The sequence below is a fragment of the Pseudomonas sp. FG47 genome (assembly GCF_057809115.1).
In genome coordinates this window covers 1-22,752 of the sequence record NZ_JBMDJI010000055.1, presented here as the reverse complement: position 1 = coordinate 22,752, position 22,752 = coordinate 1, and the positions used below count along the sequence as shown (strand labels likewise).

Genomic DNA, 22,752 nt, shown 5'->3' with positions numbered 1-22,752 from the left:
AACAGATGTAGGAGCCGGCTTGCCGGCGAAGCGCCGCGCGGGCGGCGCTCGATCTGCTAGGCGCTGAATGCCTAACGGCGGACACCCCTCACCACAAACACAACCTCCAGACGGACACCTCTCAACACCAAAACCCTCTCCCGACAGGCACCTCTTAACCCCAACACCTCTATATAGACAACCACCCCCAAAAACAAAGCGGGGAGGCCTACCGGCCTCCCCGCTTCTATATAGCTACACCACCAGCCAATCACTCAGCCTTGAGGCTGACCCGGCCAAACGCCTTCTTGCCCGCCTGGCACACATGGGTCGCACCCAGCCCAAACATGAAGTCACGATCCACCACCGCACCATCAACCTTCACCGCCCCCGCGCTCAGCAGATCCCGCGCCTGCGCCGAGTTCTTCACCAGGCCAGCCCGGTTCAACACCGCAGCGATCGGCAGGTCTTCAGCCGCAGCGACCTCAATCTCCGGCAGGTCCTCCGGCAGCTCGCCTTCCTTCATACGATTGCCCGCGGCACGGTGCGCATTGGCCGCCGCTTCTTCACCATGGAAGCGCGCGACGATCTCCTCGGCCAGCTTGATCTTGATATCCCGTGGGTTGGCGCCCTTCTCGACATCCGCACGGAACTGCTCGATCTCTTCCATGGAGCGGAAGCTCAGCAATTCGAAGTAGCGCCACATCAGCGTATCCGGAATCGATACCAGCTTGCCGTACATCACCCCTGGCGCTTCCTGGATGCCGACATAATTGCCCAGCGACTTGGACATCTTCTTCACACCATCCAAGCCCTCGAGCAGGGGCATGGTGACGATGTTCTGCGCCTCCTGGCCGTAGGAGCGCTGCAACTCACGCCCCATCAGCAGGTTGAACTTCTGGTCGGTACCGCCCAGCTCGACATCGGCCTTGAGCGCCACGGAGTCATAGCCCTGCACCAGCGGATAAAGAAACTCATGGATCGCGATCGGCTGGTTGCTGCTGTAACGCTTATCGAAGTCGTCACGCTCGAGCATGCGCGCAACCGTGTACTGCGACGCCAGACGAATGAAATCAGCCGGGGTCAGCTGGTCCATCCAGGTGGAGTTGAACGCGACCTCGGTCTTGGCCGGGTCGAGAATCTTGAACACCTGCTGCTTGTAGGTCTCGGCGTTGTCCAGCACCTGCTCACGGGTCAGCGGCGGACGGGTGGCACTTTTGCCGCTCGGGTCGCCGATCATGCCGGTGAAGTCACCAATCAGGAAAATGACCTGGTGGCCCAGCTCCTGGAACTGGCGCAGCTTGTTGATCAGCACCGTGTGCCCCAGGTGCAGGTCAGGCGCGGTTGGGTCGAAGCCCGCTTTAATGCGCAGTGGTTGGCCGCGCTTGAGCTTCTCCACCAGTTCCGACTCGACCAATACCTCTTCCGCACCGCGCTTGATAAGCGCCAGCTGCTCTTCAACCGACTTCATAGACAGACCCGCAAGGCTCAGATTCAAGGGGAGCCAACCATACAAGATCGGCCATCAAATACAAGTTTCGCAAAGGAATGTGACCCGAACGGCGTGCCGCGGCGTCTACGCGCCCTTGCGCGAAAATGGATTTGGTTATATTTTATACAGTTATTTCATCTTCATCATGTCATTCATCTTTTCCATTTCATTTTTCATTCACTTTTCAAAGTCACCTTACCTATGACCAACGAACCGCCTAAAGCGCCCCCGCTTTATCCGAAAAGCCATCTGTTGGCCGCCAGCGGCATCGCCGCCCTTCTCAGCCTGGCCTTGCTGGTCTTTCCTTCCAGCGAAGTCGAAGCCAAGAAAACCACCCTCAGCCTCGAGCTGGAAAGCCCGGCCGAACAGCTGAAGGACGAGTCCCGCGCCGCGCCGCTGGTGCAGGCCGAGCAGAACAGCGACTCGCCCTTCGCCCAGATCGAAGGCGAACAGGCCACCACCGCCGAGACCAAGGCCGCGCCCGCCGCCGTCGCCAAGCAAGAGGAAAAGGCCCCCGGCCACCGCGAAGTAGTCGTGGCCCGTGGCGATACCCTTTCCACCCTGTTCAACAAGGTCGGCCTGCCGGCCAACGTGGTGCATGACCTGCTGGCGAGCAACAAGCAGGCCAAGCAGTTCAGCCAGCTCAAGCATGGCCAGGTGCTGCAGTTCGAACTGGACAAGGACGGCCAGTTGACCAGCCTGCACAGCAAGGTCAGCAACCTCGAGACCATCCGCCTGACCCGTACCGACAAGGGCTTCAGCTTCGCTCGCGAGATCAGCAAGCCCGTGGTGCGCACTGCCTACGCCCATGGCGTGATCAAAAGCTCGCTGTCGGCCTCGGCCCAGCGCGCCGGCCTGTCCCACAGCATGACCATGGACATGGCGCGCATCCTCGGTTACGACATCGACTTCGCCCAGGACATCCGCCCCGGCGACGAATTCGACGTGGTCTACGAGCAGAAGATGATGGATGGCAAGGTGGTCGGCACCGGCAACATCCTCTCCGCCCGCTTCACCAACCGCGGCAAGACCTACACCGCCGTGCGCTACACCAACAAGCAGGGCAACACCAACTACTACACCGCCGACGGCAATAGCCTGCGCAAGGCGTTCATCCGCACCCCGGTGGACTTCGCCCGCATCAGTTCGCGCTTCTCGGCCGGACGCAAGCACCCGATCCTGAACAAGATCCGCGCCCACAAGGGCGTCGACTATGCCGCCCCGCGCGGCACGCCGATCAAGGCCGCCGGCGATGGCCGCATCGAGCTGGCCGGTCGTCGCGGTGGCTACGGCAACACCGTGATCATCGCCCACGGCAATTCCTACAAGACGCTATACGGCCACATGCAGGGCTTTGCCAAGGGCATCAAGACCGGCAGCTCGGTGAAACAGGGCCAGATCATCGGCTATATCGGCACCACCGGCCTGTCCACCGGCCCACACCTGCACTACGAGTTCCAGGTCAACGGCGTGCACGTCGACCCGCTTAGCCAGAAGGTGCCGATGGCCGACCCGATCGCCAAGGCCGAGCGTCAGCGCTTCAACCAGCAGAGCCAGCCCCTGATCGCCCGCATGGATCAGGAAAAAGCCACCCTGCTCGCCGCCAACAAGCGCTGAGCCCATGGCTCTCTATCTGGGTGTGATGTCCGGGACCAGCCTCGATGGCCTGGACATCGCCTTGATCGAACAACACGAGCAGCCCCGGCTGCTCGCCACCCACTACATTCCCATGCCCGTCGACTTGCGCCAGGATCTGCTCGGGCTTTGCGCCAGCGGCCCAGACGAGATAGCCCGGGCGGCATTGGCGGAGAACCGCTGGGCCACCCTGGCCGCTCAGGGCGTCAATCACCTATTGGCCACCCGAGGCTTGGGGCCCGATGCGATTCATGCCATCGGCAGCCATGGCCAGACGGTTCGCCATGAACCAGCCCGCGGCTTCACCGTGCAGATCGGCAACCCGGCGTTGTTGGCCGAGCTCACCGGAATCTGCGTGGTGGGCGACTTTCGTCGCCGCGACGTGGCAGCTGGTGGCCAGGGCGCCCCCTTGGTACCAGCGTTTCACGAAGCGCTGTTCGGCCAGCTCGGCCAGCGCCTGGCGGTCCTCAACGTCGGCGGCTTCAGCAACCTGAGCCTGATCGAGCGCGACCAGCCGGTGCACGGTTTCGACTGCGGCCCGGGCAACGTGCTGCTGGATGCCTGGATCGAACGTAAGCAGGGCCAGGCTTTCGACGCCAACGGCGCCTGGGCGGCCAGCGGTAACGTCCGCCCAGACCTGCTGAGCGCCTTGTTGAGCGATCCATTCTTCGCCGGCAGTGGCCCGAAGAGCACCGGCCGCGAGGTATTCAACCTGCCCTGGCTGGATGCGCATCTGGCGCGCCTGCAGGCCTACCCGGACCAAGATGTCCAGGCAACTCTGCTGGAACTGACGGCAAGCAGCATCATTGACTCGTTGCGCCAGGCACAGGACCGCACCGAAGCCCTGCTGGTCTGTGGTGGCGGTGCGCGTAACGGTGCATTGATGGCGCGCCTGGCCGCGCTGCTGCCAAGCGTCAAGGTCGCCAGCACCGCCGCACATGGCGTGGACCCCGACTGGGTCGAAGCCATGGCCTTCGCCTGGCTCGCCCACTGCTGCCTCGAAGGCATTCCCGCCAACCGCCCCAGCGTCACCGCCGCCAAGGGCCTGCGCATTCTCGGCGCGATCTACCCCGCCTGAGCCCTCACCCGCAGAATGCAAAACGCCGCGCAATAGCGCGGCGTTTTGCATTACAGCCAGCCGATCAGATCGAGAACGACGAACCGCAACCGCAGGTGGTGGTGGCGTTCGGGTTCTTGATCACGAAGCGCGAACCTTCCAGGCCTTCCTGGTAGTCCACTTCGGCGCCAGCCAGGTATTGGTAGCTCATCGGATCGACCACCAGCGCCACGCCTTCGCGCTCGACGATGGTGTCGTCGTCGGCGACGTCTTCATCGAAGGTGAAACCGTACTGGAAGCCCGAGCAACCGCCGCCGGTCACGAAGACGCGCAGCTTCAGGCGATCATTGCCCTCTTCGCTGACCAGGGTCTTGACCTTGTGCGCGGCCCCGGGGGTGAACTCCAAAGCCGTGGGGGTGAAGGTTTCGACGCTCATGTTGATTCTCCCGGCGCAATGCCGCCATAAAACTCGATGGGGCGTATTATCCGCTTGTCCGAGAAAATCGGTCAACAATACGAAAGCTGCAAGTGACAAGCTACAAGCTGCGAGCCAATCGCAACACGATCACTTGCAGCTTGAGCCTTGCTGCTCAGCGCCGCTCTTAAGGCAGCAGACCGGCGTGGGACAGGCCCATGCGCTCGTCGAGGCCGAACAGGATGTTGAGGTTCTGCACCGCCTGGCCCGACGCGCCCTTGACCAGGTTGTCGATCACCGACAGCACCACCACCAGGTCACCGCCTTGAGGCCGGTGCACGGCGATACGGCAAACGTTGGCACCGCGCACGCTACGGGTTTCCGGGTGGCTACCGGCCGGCATCACGTCGACGAACGGTTCATTGCCATAGCGCTTCTCGAACAACGCCTGCAGGTCGACCGAGGTATCGGCGACCGTCGCGTACAGGGTGGCATGAATGCCACGGATCATCGGCGTCAGGTGCGGCACGAAGGTCAGGCCAATTTCCTTGCCCGCCGCCTGGCGCAGGCCCTGGCTGATTTCTGGCAGATGCCGATGCCCCTTGACGGCGTAGGCCTTCATGCTCTCCCCGGCTTCGCAGAACAGCGAACCGACCGCAGCGCCACGCCCGGCGCCGCTGACGCCCGACTTGCAGTCGGCGATCAGCCGCAATGGGTCGGCCAAACCGGCCTCCAGTAGCGGCAGCAAACCCAACTGGGTGGCGGTCGGGTAGCAGCCGGGCACGGCGATCAGGCGCGCCTGGCGGATCTTCTCGCGGTTCACTTCCGGCAGGCCGTAGACCGCATCCTTGAGTAGCTCAGGCGCGCCGTGGGGCTGGCCGTACCACTTGCCCCATTCGTTGGCGTCCTGCAGGCGGAAGTCCGCCGACAGGTCGATGACCTTGGTGCCAGCGGCCAGCAGTTCACCGGCCAGGGCATGGGCCACGCCATGGGGGGTGGCGAAGAACACCACGTCGCAAGCGGCGAGGGCCTTGCTGTCCGGCACGCTGAAGGCCAGGCCGTCGTAGTGGCCACGCAGGTTCGGGTACATGTCGGCAACCGCCACGCCCGCCTCGGAGCGCGAAGTGATCACCGCCACCTCGGCCTGTGGGTGCTGCGCCAGCAGACGCAGCAGTTCGACACCGGTGTACCCTGTGCCGCCGACGATACCGACCTTGATCATGACACTTGCCCCTTATCAACCAGTCCACTGGAAAGCGCACGATAATAGGGGCGCCGAGCGCCTGTAACAACTCTTCGGATGACCCTTCGGGCCCTTGGCCTCTACTATCTGACGACCGTGAAAACCTGAAGGAACCCTCCATGCTCTATCTATGGATCAAGGCGCTGCACATCGTCAGCGTGGTCTGCTGGTTCGCCGGCCTGTTCTACCTGCCACGCCTGTTCGTCTACCACGCCCAGAGCCAGGACAGCATCAGCCTCGAACGCTTCATCACCATGGAGCGCAAGCTGTATCGCGGCATCATGAACCCAGCCATGATCGCCACCTATGTGTTCGGCGGCTGGATGCTGTATCTCAACCCGGGCTGGCTGAGCCAAGGCTGGCTGCATGCCAAGCTGACCCTGGTCGCCGTGCTTACCGTTTACCATCACATGTGCGGCGCCCAGCGCAAACGCTTCGCCGCTGGCACCAATACCCGCAGCCATGTCTACTATCGCTGGTTCAACGAAGCCCCGGTGCTGATTTTGCTGGGTATCGCAATTTTGGTGGTGGTCAAGCCGTTCTAAGGGTAACCCGTCATTTACAAGGAGTTTCACCATGTCCCTGCCCGCGTCGCTACAACATCTGCGCTTGCCCCTGGTGGCCGCGCCGATGTTCCTGATCTCCAACCCCGCACTGGTCCTGGCCTGCTGCGCCAATGGCGTGGTCGGGAGTTTCCCGGCCCTCAACCAGCGCGACAGCGCGGGCTTCAAGGCCTGGCTCGAAGAGATCGAGGCAGGGCTGGCGAAACTGGACCAACCAGTGCCCTACGCCGTGAACCTGATCGTGCATGCGAGCAACCCCCGCCTGCAGGCCGACCTGGCCTTGTGCGTCGAGCACCGGGTACCGATCGTCATCACCAGCCTGGGCGCGGTGAAGGAAGTGGTCGATGCCGTGCACGGCTATGGTGGCCTGGTGTTCCATGACGTGACTACCCGCCGACACGCCGAGAAGGCCGCCGAAGCTGGAGTAGACGGCCTAATCGCCGTGGCGGCGGGCGCAGGCGGCCATGCCGGCAGCTGGAGCCCGCTGGCGCTGCTGGCCGAGATCCGTCAGTTCTTCGACAAGACCGTGCTGCTGTCGGGCTGCCTCAACCACGGCCATGAGCTGCTGGCCGCCCAGGTACTGGGTGCCGACCTCGGCTACATGGGCACGCGCCTGATCGCCACCCGCGAAAGCCAGGCCCAGGACGCGTACAAACAGATGATCCTAGGCGCCAAAGCCGCCGATGTGGTACTGACCCCGGCAGTCTCTGGCATCCCCGCCAGCTTCCTGCGCCAGAGCCTGGAACAGGCCGGCTACGACCAGGCGACGCTCAAGGGCAACCACGAGGCCGGCAAGCTCAAGCCGATCGGCGACGAGGCCAAGGCCTGGAAGACCATCTGGTCGGCGGGACAGGGGGTTGGTGAGATCAACGACCTGCCCAGCATCGCCGAGCTGGTCGAGCGCCTGAGCGGCGAGTATCGCGCGGCGCTGGAGCGTACCCAGCAGCTGCGCAGCAACGTCTTGTAGCAAAGCGGCCAGGCTGTACACTAGGCGCCCCTCACGCCCCAGGAGCCTTGCATGACCCGTTACGCCTTGATCACCGGTGCTTCCAGCGGCCTGGGCCTGGCCCTGGCGGAAGCTCTGGCACGGCGCGGGCGCAACTTGATCCTGGTGGCGCGCCAGCGCGAGACGCTGGAGCCGGTGGCCATCGAACTGACCCAGCGCTTCGGCGTCGAGGTGCTGTTCCGGGCCTGCGACCTCAGCCAGCCCCTACGCCTGTCAGGCTTCGTGCTGGAACTGGAGGAAGGTGAGCGGCGCATCGACCTGCTGGTCAACTGCGCCGGGCAGCGTAGGTATGGGCCGTTCCTGGCCCATGAGTGGGCCGACGAGCAGGATCTGCTGGAAGTCAACATCCTGGCCCTGAGCCGGCTGTGCCACGCCATCGGCAACCTGATGGCAATCCAGGGGGGTGGGCAGATCCTCAATATCGCCGGCCTGGCGGGTGTCGCTCCCGGGCCGTGGATGGCCGCCTATGCCGCCAGCAAGGCCTATGTACTGAGTTTTTCCGAGGCACTGCGTGAAGAGCTGCGCCGTACCGGCATCAAAGTCTCAGTGTTGTGTCCGGGCCCGGTACGCTCCTCGAAACGCCCCATTCCCCGTCTTGACGCCAGCAGCCCCAGCCCCGAGGAGATCGCCCTGTACACCGTGCGCGCCCTGGACAAGAACCGCGCGCTGATCCTGCCTGGGCGCCGCAACCGCTGGCTGGCCTTCGCCCCACGCCTGCTGCCGCGCTGGCTGACACGCAAGCTCGCCGGGATGATCCACCGCCGCTATTGCCCCGCCGGCCTGGAATAAGCACTGGGCGAGCGCCCCTTGCCTCAGTACACTCGGGCCCATACTCACCATGGAGCACGTGCTGTGGACGATTTATTCCTCAAAATCATCAACCGGGAAATCCCGGCGGATATCATCTACGAAGACGAGCAGGTCCTCGCGTTCAAGGATATCGCCCCCGCGGCGCCGGTTCATTTCCTGGTCATCCCCAAGAAGCACATCCGCACCCTCAACGACCTGACCGAAGAGGACAAGGCCCTGGCCGGGCACATCCTGTTCACCGCCCAGCGCCTGGCTGTCGAGCAAGGCTGCGAGGAAGGCTTCCGTGTGGTCATGAACTGCAACCCGAAAGGCGGCCAGACCGTCTACCACATCCATATGCACGTGCTTGGCCAGCGCCAGATGAACTGGCCGCCGGGCTGACCCAAGGCAAGCTCCACCCGGACGATTGAGGTAGACTGTCGGGCATCACTTCAGCGGAGGTGCCCGATGGCTACCGAACGTCACTACTCGCCGCTCGACCGCTTGTTGCTGCAGGCCGATACCGCCATGCGCACCTTGCTGCCCTTCAGCGGCCAACCCGCCCGCCCTTCACCGGCCATCGTCCAGCCGGACGCCGAACTCGACGAGCAACAGGCCCGCCATGTTGCCGGCCTGATGCGTATCAACCATACCGGCGAAGTTTGCGCCCAGGCGCTGTACCAGGGCCAGGCCCTGACCGCCAAGCTGCCCCAGGTGCGCAAGGCCATGGAGCACGCGGCGGAAGAAGAAATCGACCACCTGGCCTGGTGCGAACAACGCATCCGCCAGCTCAATAGCCACCCCAGCGTGCTCAATCCGCTGTTCTATGGCATGTCGTTCGGCATCGGCGCCCTCGCCGGCCTGGTCAGCGACAAGGTCAGCCTGGGCTTTGTCGCAGCCACCGAACACCAGGTGTGCAAGCATCTGGACGAACACCTGGAACAAATCCCTGAAAGCGACGGCAAGTCCCGGGCGATTCTCGAACAGATGCGCGTCGACGAAGAGCATCATGCCGAGTCAGCCCTTGAAGCCGGCGGTTATCGCTTCCCGGCACCGGTGCGCTTTGGCATGAGCCTGCTGGCCAAGGTCATGACCAAGAGCACCTACCGCATCTGAGGAACACCGGATGGATCGCTTCGACGCCAAGGACCTGGCACGCGCCGTAAGCGCAGGTATTCTGCAGCCCGGCCAGGACCAAGCCCTGCTGGACTTCCTGCGCCGCCAGCCCCAGGCTGGCGGCAGCTTCCAGCTGGCCCATGTCGCCTTCTACTTCGGCGCCTTGCTGATCATGGGCGCCATGGGCTGGTTGCTCACCGAAGCCTGGATGACCCTTGGCGACGGCGCGCTGCTGGCCATCGCCATGGTCTATATCGGCGGCATCACCCTGTTCGCCCTGTCGATGCAACGCCGCGGCCAACCCATCGCTGCCGGGGTGCTGGGCGCCGTGGCGGTGAGCATCGTGCCGCTGGCGGTGTTCGCCATCGAGCGATTGGCCGGCTGGTGGCCGCTGGATGATGCACAGGGTGACTATCACCACTACTACACCTACGTGCAGGGCGGTTGGCTGGCGATGGAAGCGGCGACGGTACTGGCCGGCCTGCTGATGCTGCGGTTGATTCCCTTCCCGTTCATCGTCATGCCGATTGCCGTGGCACTCTGGTTCATGTCCATGGACCTGAGCGAATGGTTCTACGGCGATGTGTTCAGTTGGGAGCAACGCCGCACGGTGTCGCTGTGGTTCGGCCTTGGCCTGCTGCTGGTATTCGTCGTGATCGACGGGCGCACCGAGCGGGACTATGCCTTCTGGGGCTATCTCGCCGGACTGACGGCGTTCTGGGGCGGGCTGACCTTGCTCGACAGCGCCAGCGAGTGGGGCAAGTTCCTGTACTGCCTGATCAACCTGGGGCTGATGGGCCTGGCGGTGCTACTGCGCCGACCGCTGTTCATGGTGTTCGGGGCGATGGGGGTGGCGGCTTACCTCGGCTACCTGTCGTACGAAGTGTTCGCCGACTCGCTGTTGTTCCCCGTCGTGTTGACCCTGATCGGCCTGGGCGTGATCGTGCTGGGGGTGCAGTACCAGAAGCGCCGCGAGCGGCTCAGCGAGTCACTGCAGGCAAAGCTGCCACAGTGGCTACAGGCAGCGTTGCCGGCATTGCGTCGCGGATAGACGCCATCACCGGGCAAGCCCGCGCCCACGACTGTCCGTGCAGCAGACAGCGTGGGCGCAGGCTTGCCCCGCGTTCGTCTCAACCCAGTTCGACAATCTCGTAGCCGTGGCTGATTTCCACGCCGGCACGCTCGAGCATGATCGACGCCGAGCAGTACTTCTCGGCCGACAGCTCTACCGCGCGCTTGACCTGCGCCTCTTTCAGCCCGCGCCCTTTGACCACGAAGTTCATGTGGATCTTGGTGAACACCTTCGGGTCTTCACTGGCACGCTCGGCCTCGAGGAAGGCTTCGCAGCTTTCCACCGCCTGGCGCGATTTCTTCAGGATGCTCACCACATCGAAACTGCTGCAGCCGCCCAGGCCCAGCAGCAGCATTTCCATCGGACGCACACCGAGGTTGCGGCCTCCGGCTTCGGGCGGACCGTCCATGACCACGACATGGCCGCTCCCCGACTCGCCGAGGAACATCGCTTCACCGGCCCACTGGATGCGTGCCTTCATCTATCCGGACTCCAAATGCGTAAAAGGGTGTCAGCTTAGACCTTGCGGCGCCGTCGGAAAAGCTCAAGCCGTGGCGCTTTTGTGCCGATGCAGGGTGAAGTGTCTGATAAGCTGGCGCCAAACGACTGGCGCCAACCGCCAGACGATCTATAAAAAGCCAATGCGTAGCATCGAACAGGATTTCGTGATGGTCTCCTCAGCCCTGCCACCCAAGATCAAGAACATCGACAAGTTGCTGGCCCACTGCCAACGCCGCCGCTATGCCGCCAAAAGCAGCATCATTTGCGCCGGTGATAGGGCCGAGACGCTGTCGTTCATCGTCAAGGGCTCGGTGACCATCCTGATCGAGGACGACGACGGTCACGAAATGATCATCGCCTACCTCAACAGCGGTGATTTCTTTGGCGAACTGGGCCTGTTCGAGCCAGCCGGCCAGGAGCAGCAACGCAGCGCCTGGGTACGGGCCAAGAGCGAATGCGAGGTGGCCGAGATCAGCTACGACAAGTTTCGCGAGCTGGCCCGCCAGGATCCGGAGATCCTCTATGCCCTTGGCAGCCAAATGGCCCAGCGCCTGCGCAACACCACACGCAAGGTCGGCGATCTGGCGTTCTTCGACGTCACCGGCCGCGTCGCCCGCTGCCTGCTCGACCTGTGCAAGCAACCCGATGCCATGACCCACCCCGATGGCATGCAGATCAAAATCACCCGCCAGGAAATCGGTCGTATCGTCGGTTGTTCACGGGAGATGGTCGGCCGTGTCCTCAAGGACCTCGAGGAGCGTAGCCTGGTGCAGGTCAAAGGCAAGACCATGGTGGTCTACGGCACCCGTTAATCCTGCGGCAGCCCCGCAAGTACCTGGTCATACGCCTGGCTCAGGCGCTCGAACCAGGGCACGGCCGGAGCCACTTCGTGCAAGGCGATATGGCTGTCGGCCCGGCAGCGCTGCTCGAGATCACAACACTCGTTGAACCGGTTGACCGCGGCGACCATCGCTTCGCGCTCGTTGTCCAGCAACAGCGCGCCATGCACCAGCACCACCGGACGCTTGCCACCCAGGCCCTGGCGCCAGCGCTGGGCGGTGCCGACCAGCTTGCGAGCGTTGAGGTTAACGTTGTAACGGCCGTCGCAGAAAGCCCCGTCGATCTCGCCCACCGACGCCACTCCACCCCATTCGCGCAGCACTTCGCACAGCGGCAGGCACAGTCGCTCGTAGGCGTTCTCGATGCGGCCATGGTCGCCTTCGCTGCGCGGCGCGGCGTAGACCAATGCCACGTTCACGGTTGCATGGGATTGCGGCACAGGCTCGCCACCGGTTTCGCGCAGCAACACCGGCCAACCGGCAATCGCCAGCTCCGCGCAGGCGGCCTCGAAGTTGTCCAGCCGGCTCATGCGTCGGGGCATGACCAGGGCATGGTCGGTCGGGCGCCAGAACAGCACGCCGGATTCGCGCTCGCCGCGGCACACGGCGGCCAGCAGGTCCTGTTCGGCGTGCAGGCCCTGCTCGACAGTGAGGGCCAGGGGTTGATCGGTCATTGATCCACCTTTGATGTGATGTTCATCGGACTCATCACGGGGCAAGCCCGCTCCCACGCTGGGACGGTGCCGCAATGAGGCCCTCGAATACGAAAAAGCCGGCAAAAACGCCGGCTTTCGGTTCGATCAGTCCAGTTGCTGAACGGTCTTCTTCACTTGCTCGGGGAAGAACAACCGCTGCAGCTCCAGCCCCGGCTGCTCTGCGCGCATGAACGCCTCGCCGACCAGGAAGGAATACACTTCGTTGATTTCCATAAGCTCGACATCGGCCCGGTTGAGGATGCCGCTTTCGGTAATCGCCAGACGGTCACGCGGGATGCGCGGCAGCAGGTCGAGGGTGGTCTCCAGGCTGACCTCGAAGGTATGCAGGTTGCGGTTATTGACCCCGACCAGCGGTGTGTCGAGGGTCTTCAGCGCGCGCTCCAGTTCATCGCCGTCATGCACTTCGACCAGCACATCGAGGCCGACGTCCTTGGCCGTGGCCGCCAGCTCGGCCATTTTTACGTCGTCCAGCGCTGACACGATCAACAGCACGCAGTCGGCACCCAGGGCGCGGGCTTCGACGATCTGATAAGGATCGACCATGAAGTCCTTGCGGATCACCGGCAGCGAAACGGCGGCACGCGCCTGCTGCAGGTAGATGTCAGCGCCCTGGAAGTAGTCCACGTCGGTCAGCACCGACAGGCAGGTCGCGCCACCCTTCTCGTAGCTGACGGCAATTTCCGCCGGCACGAAGTTTTCGCGGATCACGCCCTTGCTCGGCGAAGCCTTCTTGATTTCAGCGATGACCGCCGGCTGCTTGCGCCTGGCCTGCTCGATCAGGGCATTGGCAAAGCCACGCGGGGCATCGGCCGCCTTGGCCAGGCGCTCGAGCTCACCCAGGCTGACCCGCGCGCTACGCTCGGCCACTTCCTGGAACTTGCGGGCGATGATCCTTTCCAGCACCGTCGGTACACTCATGCTTCGTTCTCCACCTTGAATACCGCGGTAAAGGCGCCCAGTTCCTGGAGCTTTTCCCAGGCCAAGCCGGTGTGCAGGACATCGTGAGCCAGCTCGACACCCTGGGCCAGGGTCATCGCGTGATCAGCGGCATACAGCGCCGCGCCAGCGTTGAGCACGATCATCTCGGCGGCCTTCTGGCCGTTCTCGGTCTTGCGCCGGCCCAGCGCGTCGCGGATCAATTCCAACGACGCCTGCGGCCCTTCGACTGCCAGGCCGTGCAAGCTCTGGCTCTTCATGCCGAGGTCTTCGGGCTCGACCCAATACTCGGTGATCTGGTCGTTCTTCAGCTCGGCGACGAAGGTCGGCGCGGCCAGACTGAACTCATCCAGGCCATCCTTGGAGTGCACCACCAGCACATGCTTGCTGCCCATGCGCTGCAGCACTTCGGCCAATGGGCGGCACAGGGCCTGGGTGAACACCCCGACCACCTGGTGTTTCACGCCGGCCGGATTCGTAAGCGGGCCCAGCATGTTGAACAGGGTACGCAGCCCCAGGTCGCGACGCGGGCCGGCGGCGTGCTTCATGGCACTATGGTGGGTCTGGGCGAACATGAAGCCGATGCCCAGGCTGTCGATGCAGCGGGCCACCTGCACCGGGGTCAGGTTCAGGTAGATACCGGCGGCTTCCAGCAGATCAGCGCTGCCGCTCTTGCCGGACACCGCGCGGTTGCCGTGCTTGGCCACGGTGCAACCGGCTGCCGCGATGACGAACGCCGAGGCGGTGGACACGTTGAAGATATTGGCGCCGTCGCCACCGGTGCCGACGATGTCGACCACGCCGTCGAGGGTCTTGAGCTCGACCTTGGCGGCCAGCTCACGCATCACCGACACCGCGCCGACGATCTCGTCGATGCTCTCGCTCTTCATGCGCATGCCCATGAGGAAGGCGCCGATCTGCGCCTCGCTGCACTGGCCGGTCATGATCTGGCGCATGACATCGCGCATTTCCTCGGTGGACAGGTCCAGGTGGCCGACAATGCGGCTCAAAGCGGTCTTGATTTCCATGATCGGTCCTTAACGGCGTCCGCCGGTCTGCTTGAGGAAGTTGGCGAACAGCTCGTGTCCCTGCTCGGTGAGGATGGATTCCGGGTGGAACTGTACCCCCTCCACGTTCAGGGTTTTATGACGCAGGCCCATGATCTCGTCGACGGAGCCGTCTTCATGGGCGGTCCAGGCGGTCACTTCGAGGCAATCAGGCAACGTGTCGCGCTTGACCACCAGCGAGTGGTAGCGGGTCACGGTGAGCGGGTTGTTCAGGCCGGCGAACACCCCCAGGTCGCGGTGGAACACCGGGCTGGTCTTGCCGTGCATCACCTGGCGCGCGCGCACCACGTCACCGCCATAGGCCTGGCCGATGGACTGGTGACCCAGGCACACGCCGAGGATCGGCAGCTTGCCGGCAAAGTGCAGGATGGCCTCGATGGACACACCGGCCTCGCTCGGCGTACAGGGGCCCGGGGAGACAACGATGCGTTCGGGGTTCAGGGCTTCAATCTGGGCGATGGTCATTTCGTCGTTGCGAATGACCTTGACCTCGGCACCGAGCTCGCCGAGGTACTGCACGACGTTGTAGGTGAAGGAGTCGTAATTGTCGATCATCAGTAACATCTGGAACGAACCTCTTGAATACTGACTTTTGATTCGAGCCTTCCCTGCTGCCATGGGCGCGGGAAAATTCCGCGGTGAGCGGCGGGTGAAGCGAAAGGAAGGCAAACAGGAGCGGGCCGGCTAGCCGGCAGGAGATAAAGTCAGGCGCGCCAACGCCAACGGGCGACGGCCTTGATAACGCGCATCAAGAGTTTGCTGACGATCAACACGGGGTAGGTCTCGTTCATACGTCAGGGCACAGTAGCCTACCGGCGCGGCGGGCGCAATATGCCGGTAAACACGGGGAAATGAATGCAATGGCGGACAATGCGCGATGATTTGCTATGGTCATGCCGCTTGCTTCGATAAAAACAACGAAAAGGACATCATGCATGCACACGGCCCCCTTCCTGTGTTCCGCCCTAGGCATTCTCGCCCTTGCCTGCAGCCAGGCCATGGCCTCGCCCTCGCCCTATTCGTCGCTGATCGTCTTCGGTGACAGCCTCAGCGACGCCGGGCAGTTTCCCGACCTGACCGGCGGCACCCCAGGCATGCGTTTCACCAACCGCGACGCCAACGGCAACTACGCGCCGGTCTCACCGATGATCCTCGGCACCAGGCTGGGTTTCTCCGGCGCGGCACTGGGCCCCTCCACCTCGCTGACCAACCAGTTGCAGGGTATCCCCGACGGCAACAACTGGGCGGTGGGTGGCTACACCACGCAGCAGATTCTCGACTCGATCACCGACACCTCGAAAGCCGTGATCCCGCCTGGGCGTCCCGGTGCGGGCGTGGTCCTGCGCGAGCGTGACGGTTACCTGGCCAACGGCCTGCGCGCCGACCCCAATGCCCTGTACTACCTGACCGGTGGCGGCAACGACTTCCTCCAGGGCCTGGTCAACAGTCCCGCTACCGCAGCCGCAGCTGGCGCCAGCCTGGCGGCCAGCGCCCAGGCGCTGCAACAGGGCGGAGCGCGCTACATCATGGTCTGGTTGCTGCCAGACCTGGGACAGACACCGAACTTCAGCGGCACGCCCCAGCAAGGAGCGCTGTCGCAACTGTCCAGCGTGTTCAACCAGTCGCTGGTCAGCCAGCTCGGGCAGATCGACGCCGAGATCATTCCGCTCAACATCCCCACCCTGCTGCAGGAGGCCCTCACCAGCCCCGCCCAGTTCGGCCTGGCCACCGACCAGAACCTGGTCGGTACGTGCTACAGCGGCGACGGCTGCGTGGGCAACCCGGTCTACGGGGTGGACGGCACTACCCCGGACCCGACCCGGCTGCTGTTCAACGACTCGGTACACCCGACCATCGCCGGCCAGCAGCTGATAGCCGACTATGCCTATTCGATCCTGGCCGCGCCGTGGGAGCTGACCCTGCTGCCGGAAATCGCCCACGCCAGCCTGCGTGCCCACCAGGACGAACTGCGCAACCAGTGGCAGACACCCTGGCAGGCCGTCGGTCAATGGCAGGCCTTCGTCGCCACCGGCGGCCAGGACCTGGACTTCGGCAGCCAGCGCAGTGCCGCCAGTGGTGACGGGCGCGGCTACAACCTGACCCTCGGCGGCAGCTACCGGCTGGATGAGGCCTGGCGCCTGGGCCTGGCCGCCGGGGTCTACCGGCAGAAACTCGAAGCAGGCCAGCACGACTCGGACTACAAGCTCGACAGCTACCTGGCCAGCGCCTTCGCCCAGTTCCGCCAGAATCGCTGGTGGGCCGATGCGGCATTGACCGCCGGCCACCTGGACTACCGCGACCTCAAGCGCACCTTCGCCCTGGGTGTGAACGACCGCAGCGAGAAGGGCGACACCGATGGCGAGGCCTGGGCCGTCACCGGCCGGCTGGGCTACAACCTGGCGCCCGAGAGCAGCCACTGGCAACTGGCGCCGTTCATCAGTGCCGACTATGCGCGGGTCAAGGTCGATGGCTACGACGAGAAGAGCGGCCGCTCCACGGCGCTCGGTTTCGACGACCAGGAACGTACATCGCGCCGGCTCGGAGGCGGCCTGCTGGGTAGCGTGCAACTGCTGCCGACGACAAAGCTGTTTGCCGAGGTGGCCCGCGAGCATGAATTCGAGGATGACCAGCAGGACCTGCGCATGCACCTGACCAGCCTGCCGGCCAACGACTTCACCCTCACCGGCTACACACCGCACAGCAACCTGACGCGGGCCAGCCTGGGGGTGAGCCATGAACTGCTGCCGGGGGTGAACCTACGGGGGAACTACAACTGGCGCAAGAGTGATGAATTGACTCAACAGGGGCTGAGCCTGGCATTGAGCCTGGATTTCTAAGCTGACGCGATCGCCGTAGGAGCCGGCCTTGCCGGCGAACACCGGCAAAGCCGGTGCCAGGCACCGCAGTGCCTATTTCGCCAGCAAGGCTGGCTCCTACAGTTTCGAACCTGGCTCTGCGCCCTTGGTGGTCTGCTCGGCCAGGGCCACCGCACGGAACATCGCCCGACGCTTGTTGATGGTCTCTTCCCACTCCAGCGCCGGCACCGAGTCGGCGACAATGCCGCCACCGGCCTGCACATGCAGTTCGCCGTCCTTGATCACCGCGGTGCGGATGGCGATGGCGGTATCCATGTTGCCGTTCCAGGCAAAATAACCCACCGCGCCGCCGTAGACACCGCGCTTGACTGGTTCGAGTTCGTCGATGATTTCCATCGCGCGGATCTTCGGCGCGCCCGACAGGGTACCGGCTGGCAGGATCGCCCGCAGTGCGTCCATGGCGGTCAGGCCTTCGCGCAGCTGACCAGTGACGTTGGACACGATATGCATGACGTTCGAGTAACGCTCGATCACCATCTTCTCGGTCAGGCGCACACTGCCGGTGGACGACACCCGGCCCACGTCGTTGCGCCCCAGGTCGATCAGCATCAGGTGCTCGGCGATTTCCTTGTCGTCCGACAGCAGGTCGTCTTCCAGGGCGCGATCGGCCTCTTCGGTAGCGCCACGCGGGCGGGTGCCGGCGATCGGGCGCACGGTCACCAGGTTGTCTTCGACCCGCACCAGCACTTCAGGCGAGCTGCCGACCACATGGAAGTCGCCGAAATTGAAGAAGTACATGTACGGCGTCGGGTTGAAGCAACGCAGCGCCCGGTAAAGGTCGATGGGCGCTGCCTTGAAGTCGATGGACATGCGCTGGGATGGCACTACCTGCATGCAGTCGCCGGCCAGGATGTATTCCTTGATCCGGCCCACGGCGTTTTCATAGTCGTCACGGGTATAGCTGGAACGGAACTCCGGCTCGGCCGCCTGTGGGCCGCTCAGGTCCAGGCCGCGGCGCGGGGCGATGGGCTGGCGCAGCGTGGCCAGCAGCGCTTGCAGGCGCGCCTGGCCCTGCTCGAAAGCCTGCTCGTTGGCCGGGTCGACCAGCACGATGGCGTGCATCTTGCCAGCCAGGTTGTCGAACACCACCACCGCATCGGAAACCATCAACAGGATGTCCGGCACGCCCAGCGGGTCCGGGTTCGGGCTGGCGCCGAGGCGTTTTTCCACATAACGCACGCAGTCATAGCCGAAGTAGCCGACCAGGCCACCGTTGAAACGCGGCAAGCCCGGAATATCGGCGACCTTGTAGCGCTCCTTGAAGGCCTCGACGAATGCCAGCGGGTCCTCGACATCGTGGCTTTCCACCTCGACACCATCCTGCAGGATGCTCACGTGGTAGCCATGCACCCGCAGCACGGTGCGCGACGGCAGGCCGATCATCGAGTAACGGCCCCATTTTTCGCCGCCCTGCACCGACTCGAGCAGGTAGGAGTTGGGTTGGTCGGCCAGTTTCAGGTAGATCGACAGCGGCGTGTCGAAGTCGGCCAGGGTTTCACAGGCCAATGGGATGCGGTTGTAGCCGGCAGCGGCCAGGCGCAGGAATTCTTCGCGGGTCATGGGTAGCCTCGGAGCAAGCAGCAATGGAGTCGGGCAAACGGACGTACCGGCGGGCGCCGGTGGGCAGGAGTCAGGCGCGCCAGCGCCAACGGGCCAGGGCCTTGATGACTTTCATCCAGAGTTTGCCGGTAACCGCCACGTTATTGTCTCTGCTGTGCGGGGCTTGAAGGTCTGCCAACGTTATCCCAGTGTCGGTGACGACGCAACCGGGCAACAACAGGCGCAGGTCGCCGAGCACCAGGCTGGGCGACTCCTCGTCGATAGGCCGGCCATGGTTGTAGCCATAGCTCAGGCCCACGCACTGCACCCCGGCGGCCTTGGCGGCCAGCACATCGCTGCGCGAATCGCCAATGAACAACGCCTGGCACGGCTCGACGCCGGCCATCTTCATGACGAACAGCAGGGCCGCCGGGTCGGGTTTCTTTTGCGGCAAGGTGTCGCCACCGATGATCCAACGGAAGTAGCGGCCGATCTTCATCTGGTCGAGCAAGGGGGCGACGAAGCGTTCGGGCTTGTTGGTGATCAGCGCCATCTCCACCCCCTGTTTGCGCAGCCAGCGCAGGGTGTCGCGCACACCGGGATAGACCACGGTCAGCTCATGGCTTTCGGCATAGGCCTCCATGAACAGCGCCAGCGCCTGCTCGGCCAGATCGGCCTCGACAGCCTGGTGGTCGAGGCCGCCGGCCAGGGCGCGGCGTACCAGTACCTCGGCGCCGTTGCCGACCCAGTGGCGTACCGCCTCGAGCCCTGCTGGCGGGCGCCCGAGTTCGAGCAGCATGCGGTCGACGGCTGCGGCCAGGTCGGGAACCGAGTCGATCAGGGTGCCATCCAGATCGAACATCACCAGCCTGGGCAGCGTCCCCGGGAACAGCTGCTCGAAGCCACTCATGCGCGGGCCAGCGCCAGTTCGGCACGCATCTTGTCGATGACCTGCTTGTAGTCCGGGGTGTTGAAGATCGCCGAACCGGCGACGAAGGTATCGGCGCCGGCGGCGGCGATCTCGCGGATATTGCCGACGTTGACGCCACCGTCGATCTCCAGACGGATATCGCGGCCGCTGGCGTCGATCAGGGCGCGGGCCTCACGCAGCTTGTCGAGGGTGCCGGGGATGAACTTCTGGCCGCCGAAACCCGGGTTGACGCTCATCAGCAGGACCATGTCGATCTTGTCCATCACGTACTTCAGCGCATCCAGGCTGGTGGCCGGGTTGAACACCAGGCCAGCCTTGCAGCCGCCGTCCTTGATCAGTTGCAGCGAGCGGTCGATGTGCTGCGAGGCTTCCGGGTGGAAGGTGATGTAGGTGGCGCCGGCCTCGATGAAGTCGCCGATGATGCGGTCGACCGGGCTGACCATCAGGTGCACGTCGATCGGCGCGGTCACGCCGTACTTGCGCAGGGCGCTGCAGACCATCGGGCCGATGGTCAGGTTGGGCACGTAGTGGTTGTCCATGACATCGAAGTGGACGATGTCGGCCCCGGCGGCCAGGACCTTGTCGACGTCCTCGCCCAGGCGGGCGAAATCGGCGGACAGAATGGAGGGGGCAATAGCGTAGGGCTGCATGGCGCACCTGTTGGGCAGAATCACGGTGGCGCGCATTGTAACTCAGGGAAGCGGATCGGGGCTGATTGGTATCAAGACAAGGTCGCAGCCCCGCAGGAGTCGGCTTGCCGGCTCCTGCAAGTCGATACCTTCTATCGCGAATCAGGCGGGCTGCTGGGTCCTCAGCTTTTCGCTGCGCCCGCGCAACCACTCCAGGGTCAGCAGCAGGATCACCGAGAAGGCGATCAGCAAGGTGGCCGCCGCCGCGATGGTCGGGCTCAGGTTTTCGCGGATGCCGCTGAACATCTGACGCGGCAGAGTGGCTTGCTCAGGCCCGGCGAGGAACAGCGTGACCACCACCTCGTCGAACGAGGTGGCAAAGGCGAACAGTGCCCCGGAAATCACCCCCGGCGCGATCAGCGGCAGGGTCACCCGGCGAAACGCCAGTAACGGCGAGGCCCCCAGGCTGGCGGCAGCCCGCACCAGGTTGTAGTTGAACCCCTGCAGGGTGGCCGACACGGTAATGATGACGAACGGCACCCCTAGCACCGCATGCACCAGGATCAACGAGGTAAAGCTGTTGCCCATGCCCAGCGGGGCGAAGAACAGATAACTGGCCACGCCGACGATCACCACCGGCACCACCATCGGCGAAATAACCAGCGCCATCACCAGCGACTTGCCGGGGAAGTCGCCACGGGTCAGGCCAATGGCCGCCAGGGTGCCGAACACCATGGCCAGCAACGTGGCTGCCGGGGCAACGATGATGCTGTTCTTCAGGGCACGCATCCACTCGGCCGAGGCGAAGAAGTCCTGGTACCAGTGCAGCGAGAAGCCTTGCAGGGGATAGACCAGGAAGCTCCCGCTGTTGAACGACAGCGGAATGATCACCAACACCGGCAACACCAGGAACAGCAGGATCAGGCCGCACAGGATGCGCAGGCTGTAGAACCACACCCGCTCCACGGGGGACATGTAAGGGCTCAGCATGACAAGGCTCCTCAGCTCAGGCGCAGGCGGCTGGCGCCGACCAGCCAGCTATAGATCAGGTACAGCAGCACGGTGGCCAGCAGCAACAGTCCGCCCAGGGCGGTGGCCATGCCCCAGTTGATGCTGGTGTTGGTGTAGAAGGCGACAAAGTAGCTGACCATCTGGTCGTTCGGGCTGCCCAGCAACGCCGGGGTGATGTAGTAGCCGATAGCCAGGATGAACACCAGCAGGCAACCGGCGCCGACACCGGCGTAGGTCTGCGGGAAGTACACCCGCCAGAAACTGGCGAACGGGTGGCAGCCCAGCGAGATCGCCGCGCGCATGTAGCTGGGCGCGATGCCCTTCATCACGCTGTACAGCGGCAGGATCATGAACGGCAACAGAATGTGCACCATGGAGATGTACACGCCGGTACGGTTGAACACCAGCTCCAGCGGCTGATCGATGATGCCCATGGCCATCAGCGCGCTATTGATCAGGCCGCCGGATTGCAACAGCACGATCCACGCCGCCACCCGTACCAGGATCGAAGTCCAGAACGGCAACAGCACCAGGATCATCAGCAAGTTGCTCTGCCGGGTCGGCAGGTTGGCCAGCAGGTACGCCAACGGATAGGCGAGCACCAGGCAAATGGCGGTGATCACCACCCCCATCCATAGGGTGCGGGCGAAAATATCCAGGTAGATGGCCTGGTCGGGCGTGGCCTTGGCCAGCTCACCAAGGTCGTCGATGCGGTGGTCGAGGGACGCCAGCAGGTAGAACGAAGTGACCGTGCTGGTGTTGCGACGGATCGCCTGCCAGTAGGCAGGATCGCCCCAGCGCTCGTCGAGCGTCTGCAGGGCTTCTTTATAAGAGCCAGGCTCGGCCTTGAACGGCAGCGCCCGCGCGGTCTTGGCCAACAGGCTGCGGTAGCCGGCCAGCTCCATGTTCAGGCGCTTGGAAAGGTCACCCAGGGTCTGGTTCTTGCGAGACTCGGCCAGGTCCTGGCTCAGGGCCTTGTAGACCTCCTCGCCCGGCAGGCTCTTGCCATCCCACTGCGCCACTGCCTCGACGGTGCGCGGCAGGCCGGCGACCACTTCGGGGTTGCCGACGCTCTTGTACAGCAGTGCCGCGATCGGCACCAGGAACACCAGCAGGAGGAACAGCGCCAGCGGCGCGATCAACGCCTGGGCCTTCCAGCGGTTGACCCGCTCGGCATGCTTGAGGCGCTGCTTGAGGCTTGGACCTGCGCCTTCGTTGAGGGGCATTGCAATGGCCATGACGAACTCCGGAAAACGGGAAAGGGGCGGTTCGCCGGCAAGCCGGCTCCTACGAATGGATTGCGCGTTCCTGTAGGAGCCGGCTTGCCGGCGATGGGGCCC

General features: G+C 64.1%; 23 protein-coding genes. 10 read left to right on the top strand and 13 right to left on the bottom strand.

The features are described from left to right. Window positions 1-250: 250 nt before the first annotated feature. A complete protein-coding gene (gene tyrS, locus ACODS5_RS23455; RefSeq protein WP_489109772.1) occupies window positions 251-1,450 on the bottom strand; it encodes a tyrosine--tRNA ligase in 1,200 nt (399 codons plus the stop codon). Window positions 1,451-1,672: 222 nt separating this feature from the next. Between tyrS and ACODS5_RS23450 the strand changes: the two genes are divergently transcribed. Beyond that, a complete protein-coding gene (locus ACODS5_RS23450) occupies window positions 1,673-3,088 on the top strand; it encodes a peptidoglycan DD-metalloendopeptidase family protein (protein ID WP_134689774.1) in 1,416 nt (471 codons plus the stop codon). Between the two features lie 4 nt (window positions 3,089-3,092). Beyond that, window positions 3,093-4,184, top strand: coding sequence for an anhydro-N-acetylmuramic acid kinase (locus ACODS5_RS23445; RefSeq protein ID WP_134689775.1), 1,092 nt, complete (start codon window positions 3,093-3,095; stop codon window positions 4,182-4,184). 64 nt (window positions 4,185-4,248) lie between these two features. Here the strand turns inward: ACODS5_RS23445 and erpA are convergent, their stop codons facing one another. Next, the gene (erpA, locus tag ACODS5_RS23440) at window positions 4,249-4,599 is read right to left on the bottom strand and encodes an iron-sulfur cluster insertion protein ErpA (RefSeq protein WP_134689776.1); all 351 of its coding nucleotides are present in this window, start codon (window positions 4,597-4,599) and stop codon (window positions 4,249-4,251) included. 166 nt (window positions 4,600-4,765) lie between these two features. Next, a complete protein-coding gene (argC, locus tag ACODS5_RS23435) occupies window positions 4,766-5,800 on the bottom strand; it encodes an N-acetyl-gamma-glutamyl-phosphate reductase (protein WP_489109771.1) in 1,035 nt (344 codons plus the stop codon). Window positions 5,801-5,940: 140 nt separating this feature from the next. Between argC and hemJ the strand changes: the two genes are divergently transcribed. From hemJ to ACODS5_RS23405, 6 genes are all read left to right on the top strand, one after another. After that, on the top strand, window positions 5,941-6,366 hold the full coding sequence (gene hemJ, locus ACODS5_RS23430; protein ID WP_134689778.1) for a protoporphyrinogen oxidase HemJ: 426 nt from the start codon (window positions 5,941-5,943) through the stop codon (window positions 6,364-6,366). 31 nt (window positions 6,367-6,397) lie between these two features. Then, a complete protein-coding gene (locus ACODS5_RS23425; protein WP_489109770.1) occupies window positions 6,398-7,351 on the top strand; it encodes an NAD(P)H-dependent flavin oxidoreductase in 954 nt (317 codons plus the stop codon). A 51-nt stretch (window positions 7,352-7,402) separates the two neighbouring features. Beyond that, window positions 7,403-8,179, top strand: coding sequence for an SDR family NAD(P)-dependent oxidoreductase (locus ACODS5_RS23420; protein WP_489109769.1), 777 nt, complete (start codon window positions 7,403-7,405; stop codon window positions 8,177-8,179). Window positions 8,180-8,242: 63 nt separating this feature from the next. Further along, window positions 8,243-8,581, top strand: coding sequence for a histidine triad nucleotide-binding protein (locus ACODS5_RS23415; protein ID WP_489109768.1), 339 nt, complete (start codon window positions 8,243-8,245; stop codon window positions 8,579-8,581). Between the two features lie 66 nt (window positions 8,582-8,647). Beyond that, window positions 8,648-9,295, top strand: coding sequence for a 2-polyprenyl-3-methyl-6-methoxy-1,4-benzoquinone monooxygenase (gene coq7 / locus ACODS5_RS23410; RefSeq protein ID WP_134689782.1), 648 nt, complete (start codon window positions 8,648-8,650; stop codon window positions 9,293-9,295). A 10-nt stretch (window positions 9,296-9,305) separates the two neighbouring features. Continuing rightward, window positions 9,306-10,346: a DUF2157 domain-containing protein gene (locus tag ACODS5_RS23405; protein WP_134689783.1), complete on the top strand. Its 1,041-nt coding sequence runs from the start codon at window positions 9,306-9,308 to the stop codon at window positions 10,344-10,346. 79 nt (window positions 10,347-10,425) lie between these two features. On the opposite strand, the gene ACODS5_RS23400 is transcribed toward ACODS5_RS23405, so the two are convergent. Then, a complete protein-coding gene (locus ACODS5_RS23400) occupies window positions 10,426-10,848 on the bottom strand; it encodes an OsmC family protein (protein WP_134689784.1) in 423 nt (140 codons plus the stop codon). A 187-nt stretch (window positions 10,849-11,035) separates the two neighbouring features. Here ACODS5_RS23400 and crp point away from each other — a divergent pair, with 187 nt between their 5' ends. Continuing rightward, a complete protein-coding gene (gene crp, locus ACODS5_RS23395; RefSeq protein ID WP_134689785.1) occupies window positions 11,036-11,680 on the top strand; it encodes a cAMP-activated global transcriptional regulator CRP in 645 nt (214 codons plus the stop codon). On the opposite strand, the gene ACODS5_RS23390 is transcribed toward crp, so the two are convergent. From ACODS5_RS23390 to ACODS5_RS23375, 4 genes are all read right to left on the bottom strand, one after another. Continuing rightward, entirely contained in the window at window positions 11,677-12,381 is a 705-nt protein-coding gene (locus ACODS5_RS23390; RefSeq protein ID WP_489109767.1) for a lipoate--protein ligase family protein, read from the bottom strand. The genes crp and ACODS5_RS23390 overlap by 4 nt on opposite strands. A 126-nt stretch (window positions 12,382-12,507) precedes the next feature. Beyond that, window positions 12,508-13,341: an indole-3-glycerol phosphate synthase TrpC gene (gene trpC / locus ACODS5_RS23385; RefSeq protein ID WP_046857362.1), complete on the bottom strand. Its 834-nt coding sequence runs from the start codon at window positions 13,339-13,341 to the stop codon at window positions 12,508-12,510. Next, on the bottom strand, window positions 13,338-14,387 hold the full coding sequence (gene trpD / locus ACODS5_RS23380; protein WP_489109766.1) for an anthranilate phosphoribosyltransferase: 1,050 nt from the start codon (window positions 14,385-14,387) through the stop codon (window positions 13,338-13,340). Before trpD ends, trpC begins: the two co-directional genes overlap by 4 nt. Window positions 14,388-14,396: 9 nt before the next feature. Next, the gene (locus tag ACODS5_RS23375; RefSeq protein ID WP_046857364.1) at window positions 14,397-14,990 is read right to left on the bottom strand and encodes an aminodeoxychorismate/anthranilate synthase component II; all 594 of its coding nucleotides are present in this window, start codon (window positions 14,988-14,990) and stop codon (window positions 14,397-14,399) included. A gap of 371 nt (window positions 14,991-15,361) precedes the next feature. Between ACODS5_RS23375 and estP the strand changes: the two genes are divergently transcribed. Then, complete coding sequence (gene estP / locus ACODS5_RS23370; protein WP_489109765.1) at window positions 15,362-17,263, top strand: esterase EstP; 1,902 nt, start codon at window positions 15,362-15,364, stop codon at window positions 17,261-17,263. Between the two features lie 96 nt (window positions 17,264-17,359). Here estP and trpE read toward each other — a convergent pair whose 3' ends face one another. The 5 genes from trpE to ACODS5_RS23345 all read right to left on the bottom strand — a co-directional run bounded on the left by trpE (window position 17,360) and on the right by ACODS5_RS23345 (window position 22,650). Continuing rightward, a complete protein-coding gene (trpE, locus tag ACODS5_RS23365) occupies window positions 17,360-18,862 on the bottom strand; it encodes an anthranilate synthase component I (protein WP_489109764.1) in 1,503 nt (500 codons plus the stop codon). 70 nt (window positions 18,863-18,932) lie between these two features. Continuing rightward, window positions 18,933-19,751, bottom strand: coding sequence for a phosphoglycolate phosphatase (locus tag ACODS5_RS23360; protein ID WP_489109763.1), 819 nt, complete (start codon window positions 19,749-19,751; stop codon window positions 18,933-18,935). Next, window positions 19,748-20,422 carry a ribulose-phosphate 3-epimerase gene (rpe, locus tag ACODS5_RS23355; protein ID WP_134689791.1) on the bottom strand — a complete coding sequence of 225 codons (675 nt, stop codon included), beginning with the start codon at window positions 20,420-20,422 and terminating at the stop codon, window positions 19,748-19,750. Before rpe ends, ACODS5_RS23360 begins: the two co-directional genes overlap by 4 nt. Before the next feature lie 141 nt (window positions 20,423-20,563). After that, complete coding sequence (locus ACODS5_RS23350; protein ID WP_134689792.1) at window positions 20,564-21,391, bottom strand: ABC transporter permease; 828 nt, start codon at window positions 21,389-21,391, stop codon at window positions 20,564-20,566. An 11-nt stretch (window positions 21,392-21,402) separates the two neighbouring features. Further along, window positions 21,403-22,650 carry an ABC transporter permease gene (locus ACODS5_RS23345; RefSeq protein ID WP_489109762.1) on the bottom strand — a complete coding sequence of 416 codons (1,248 nt, stop codon included), beginning with the start codon at window positions 22,648-22,650 and terminating at the stop codon, window positions 21,403-21,405. Between the last annotated feature and the right edge of the window lie 102 nt (window positions 22,651-22,752).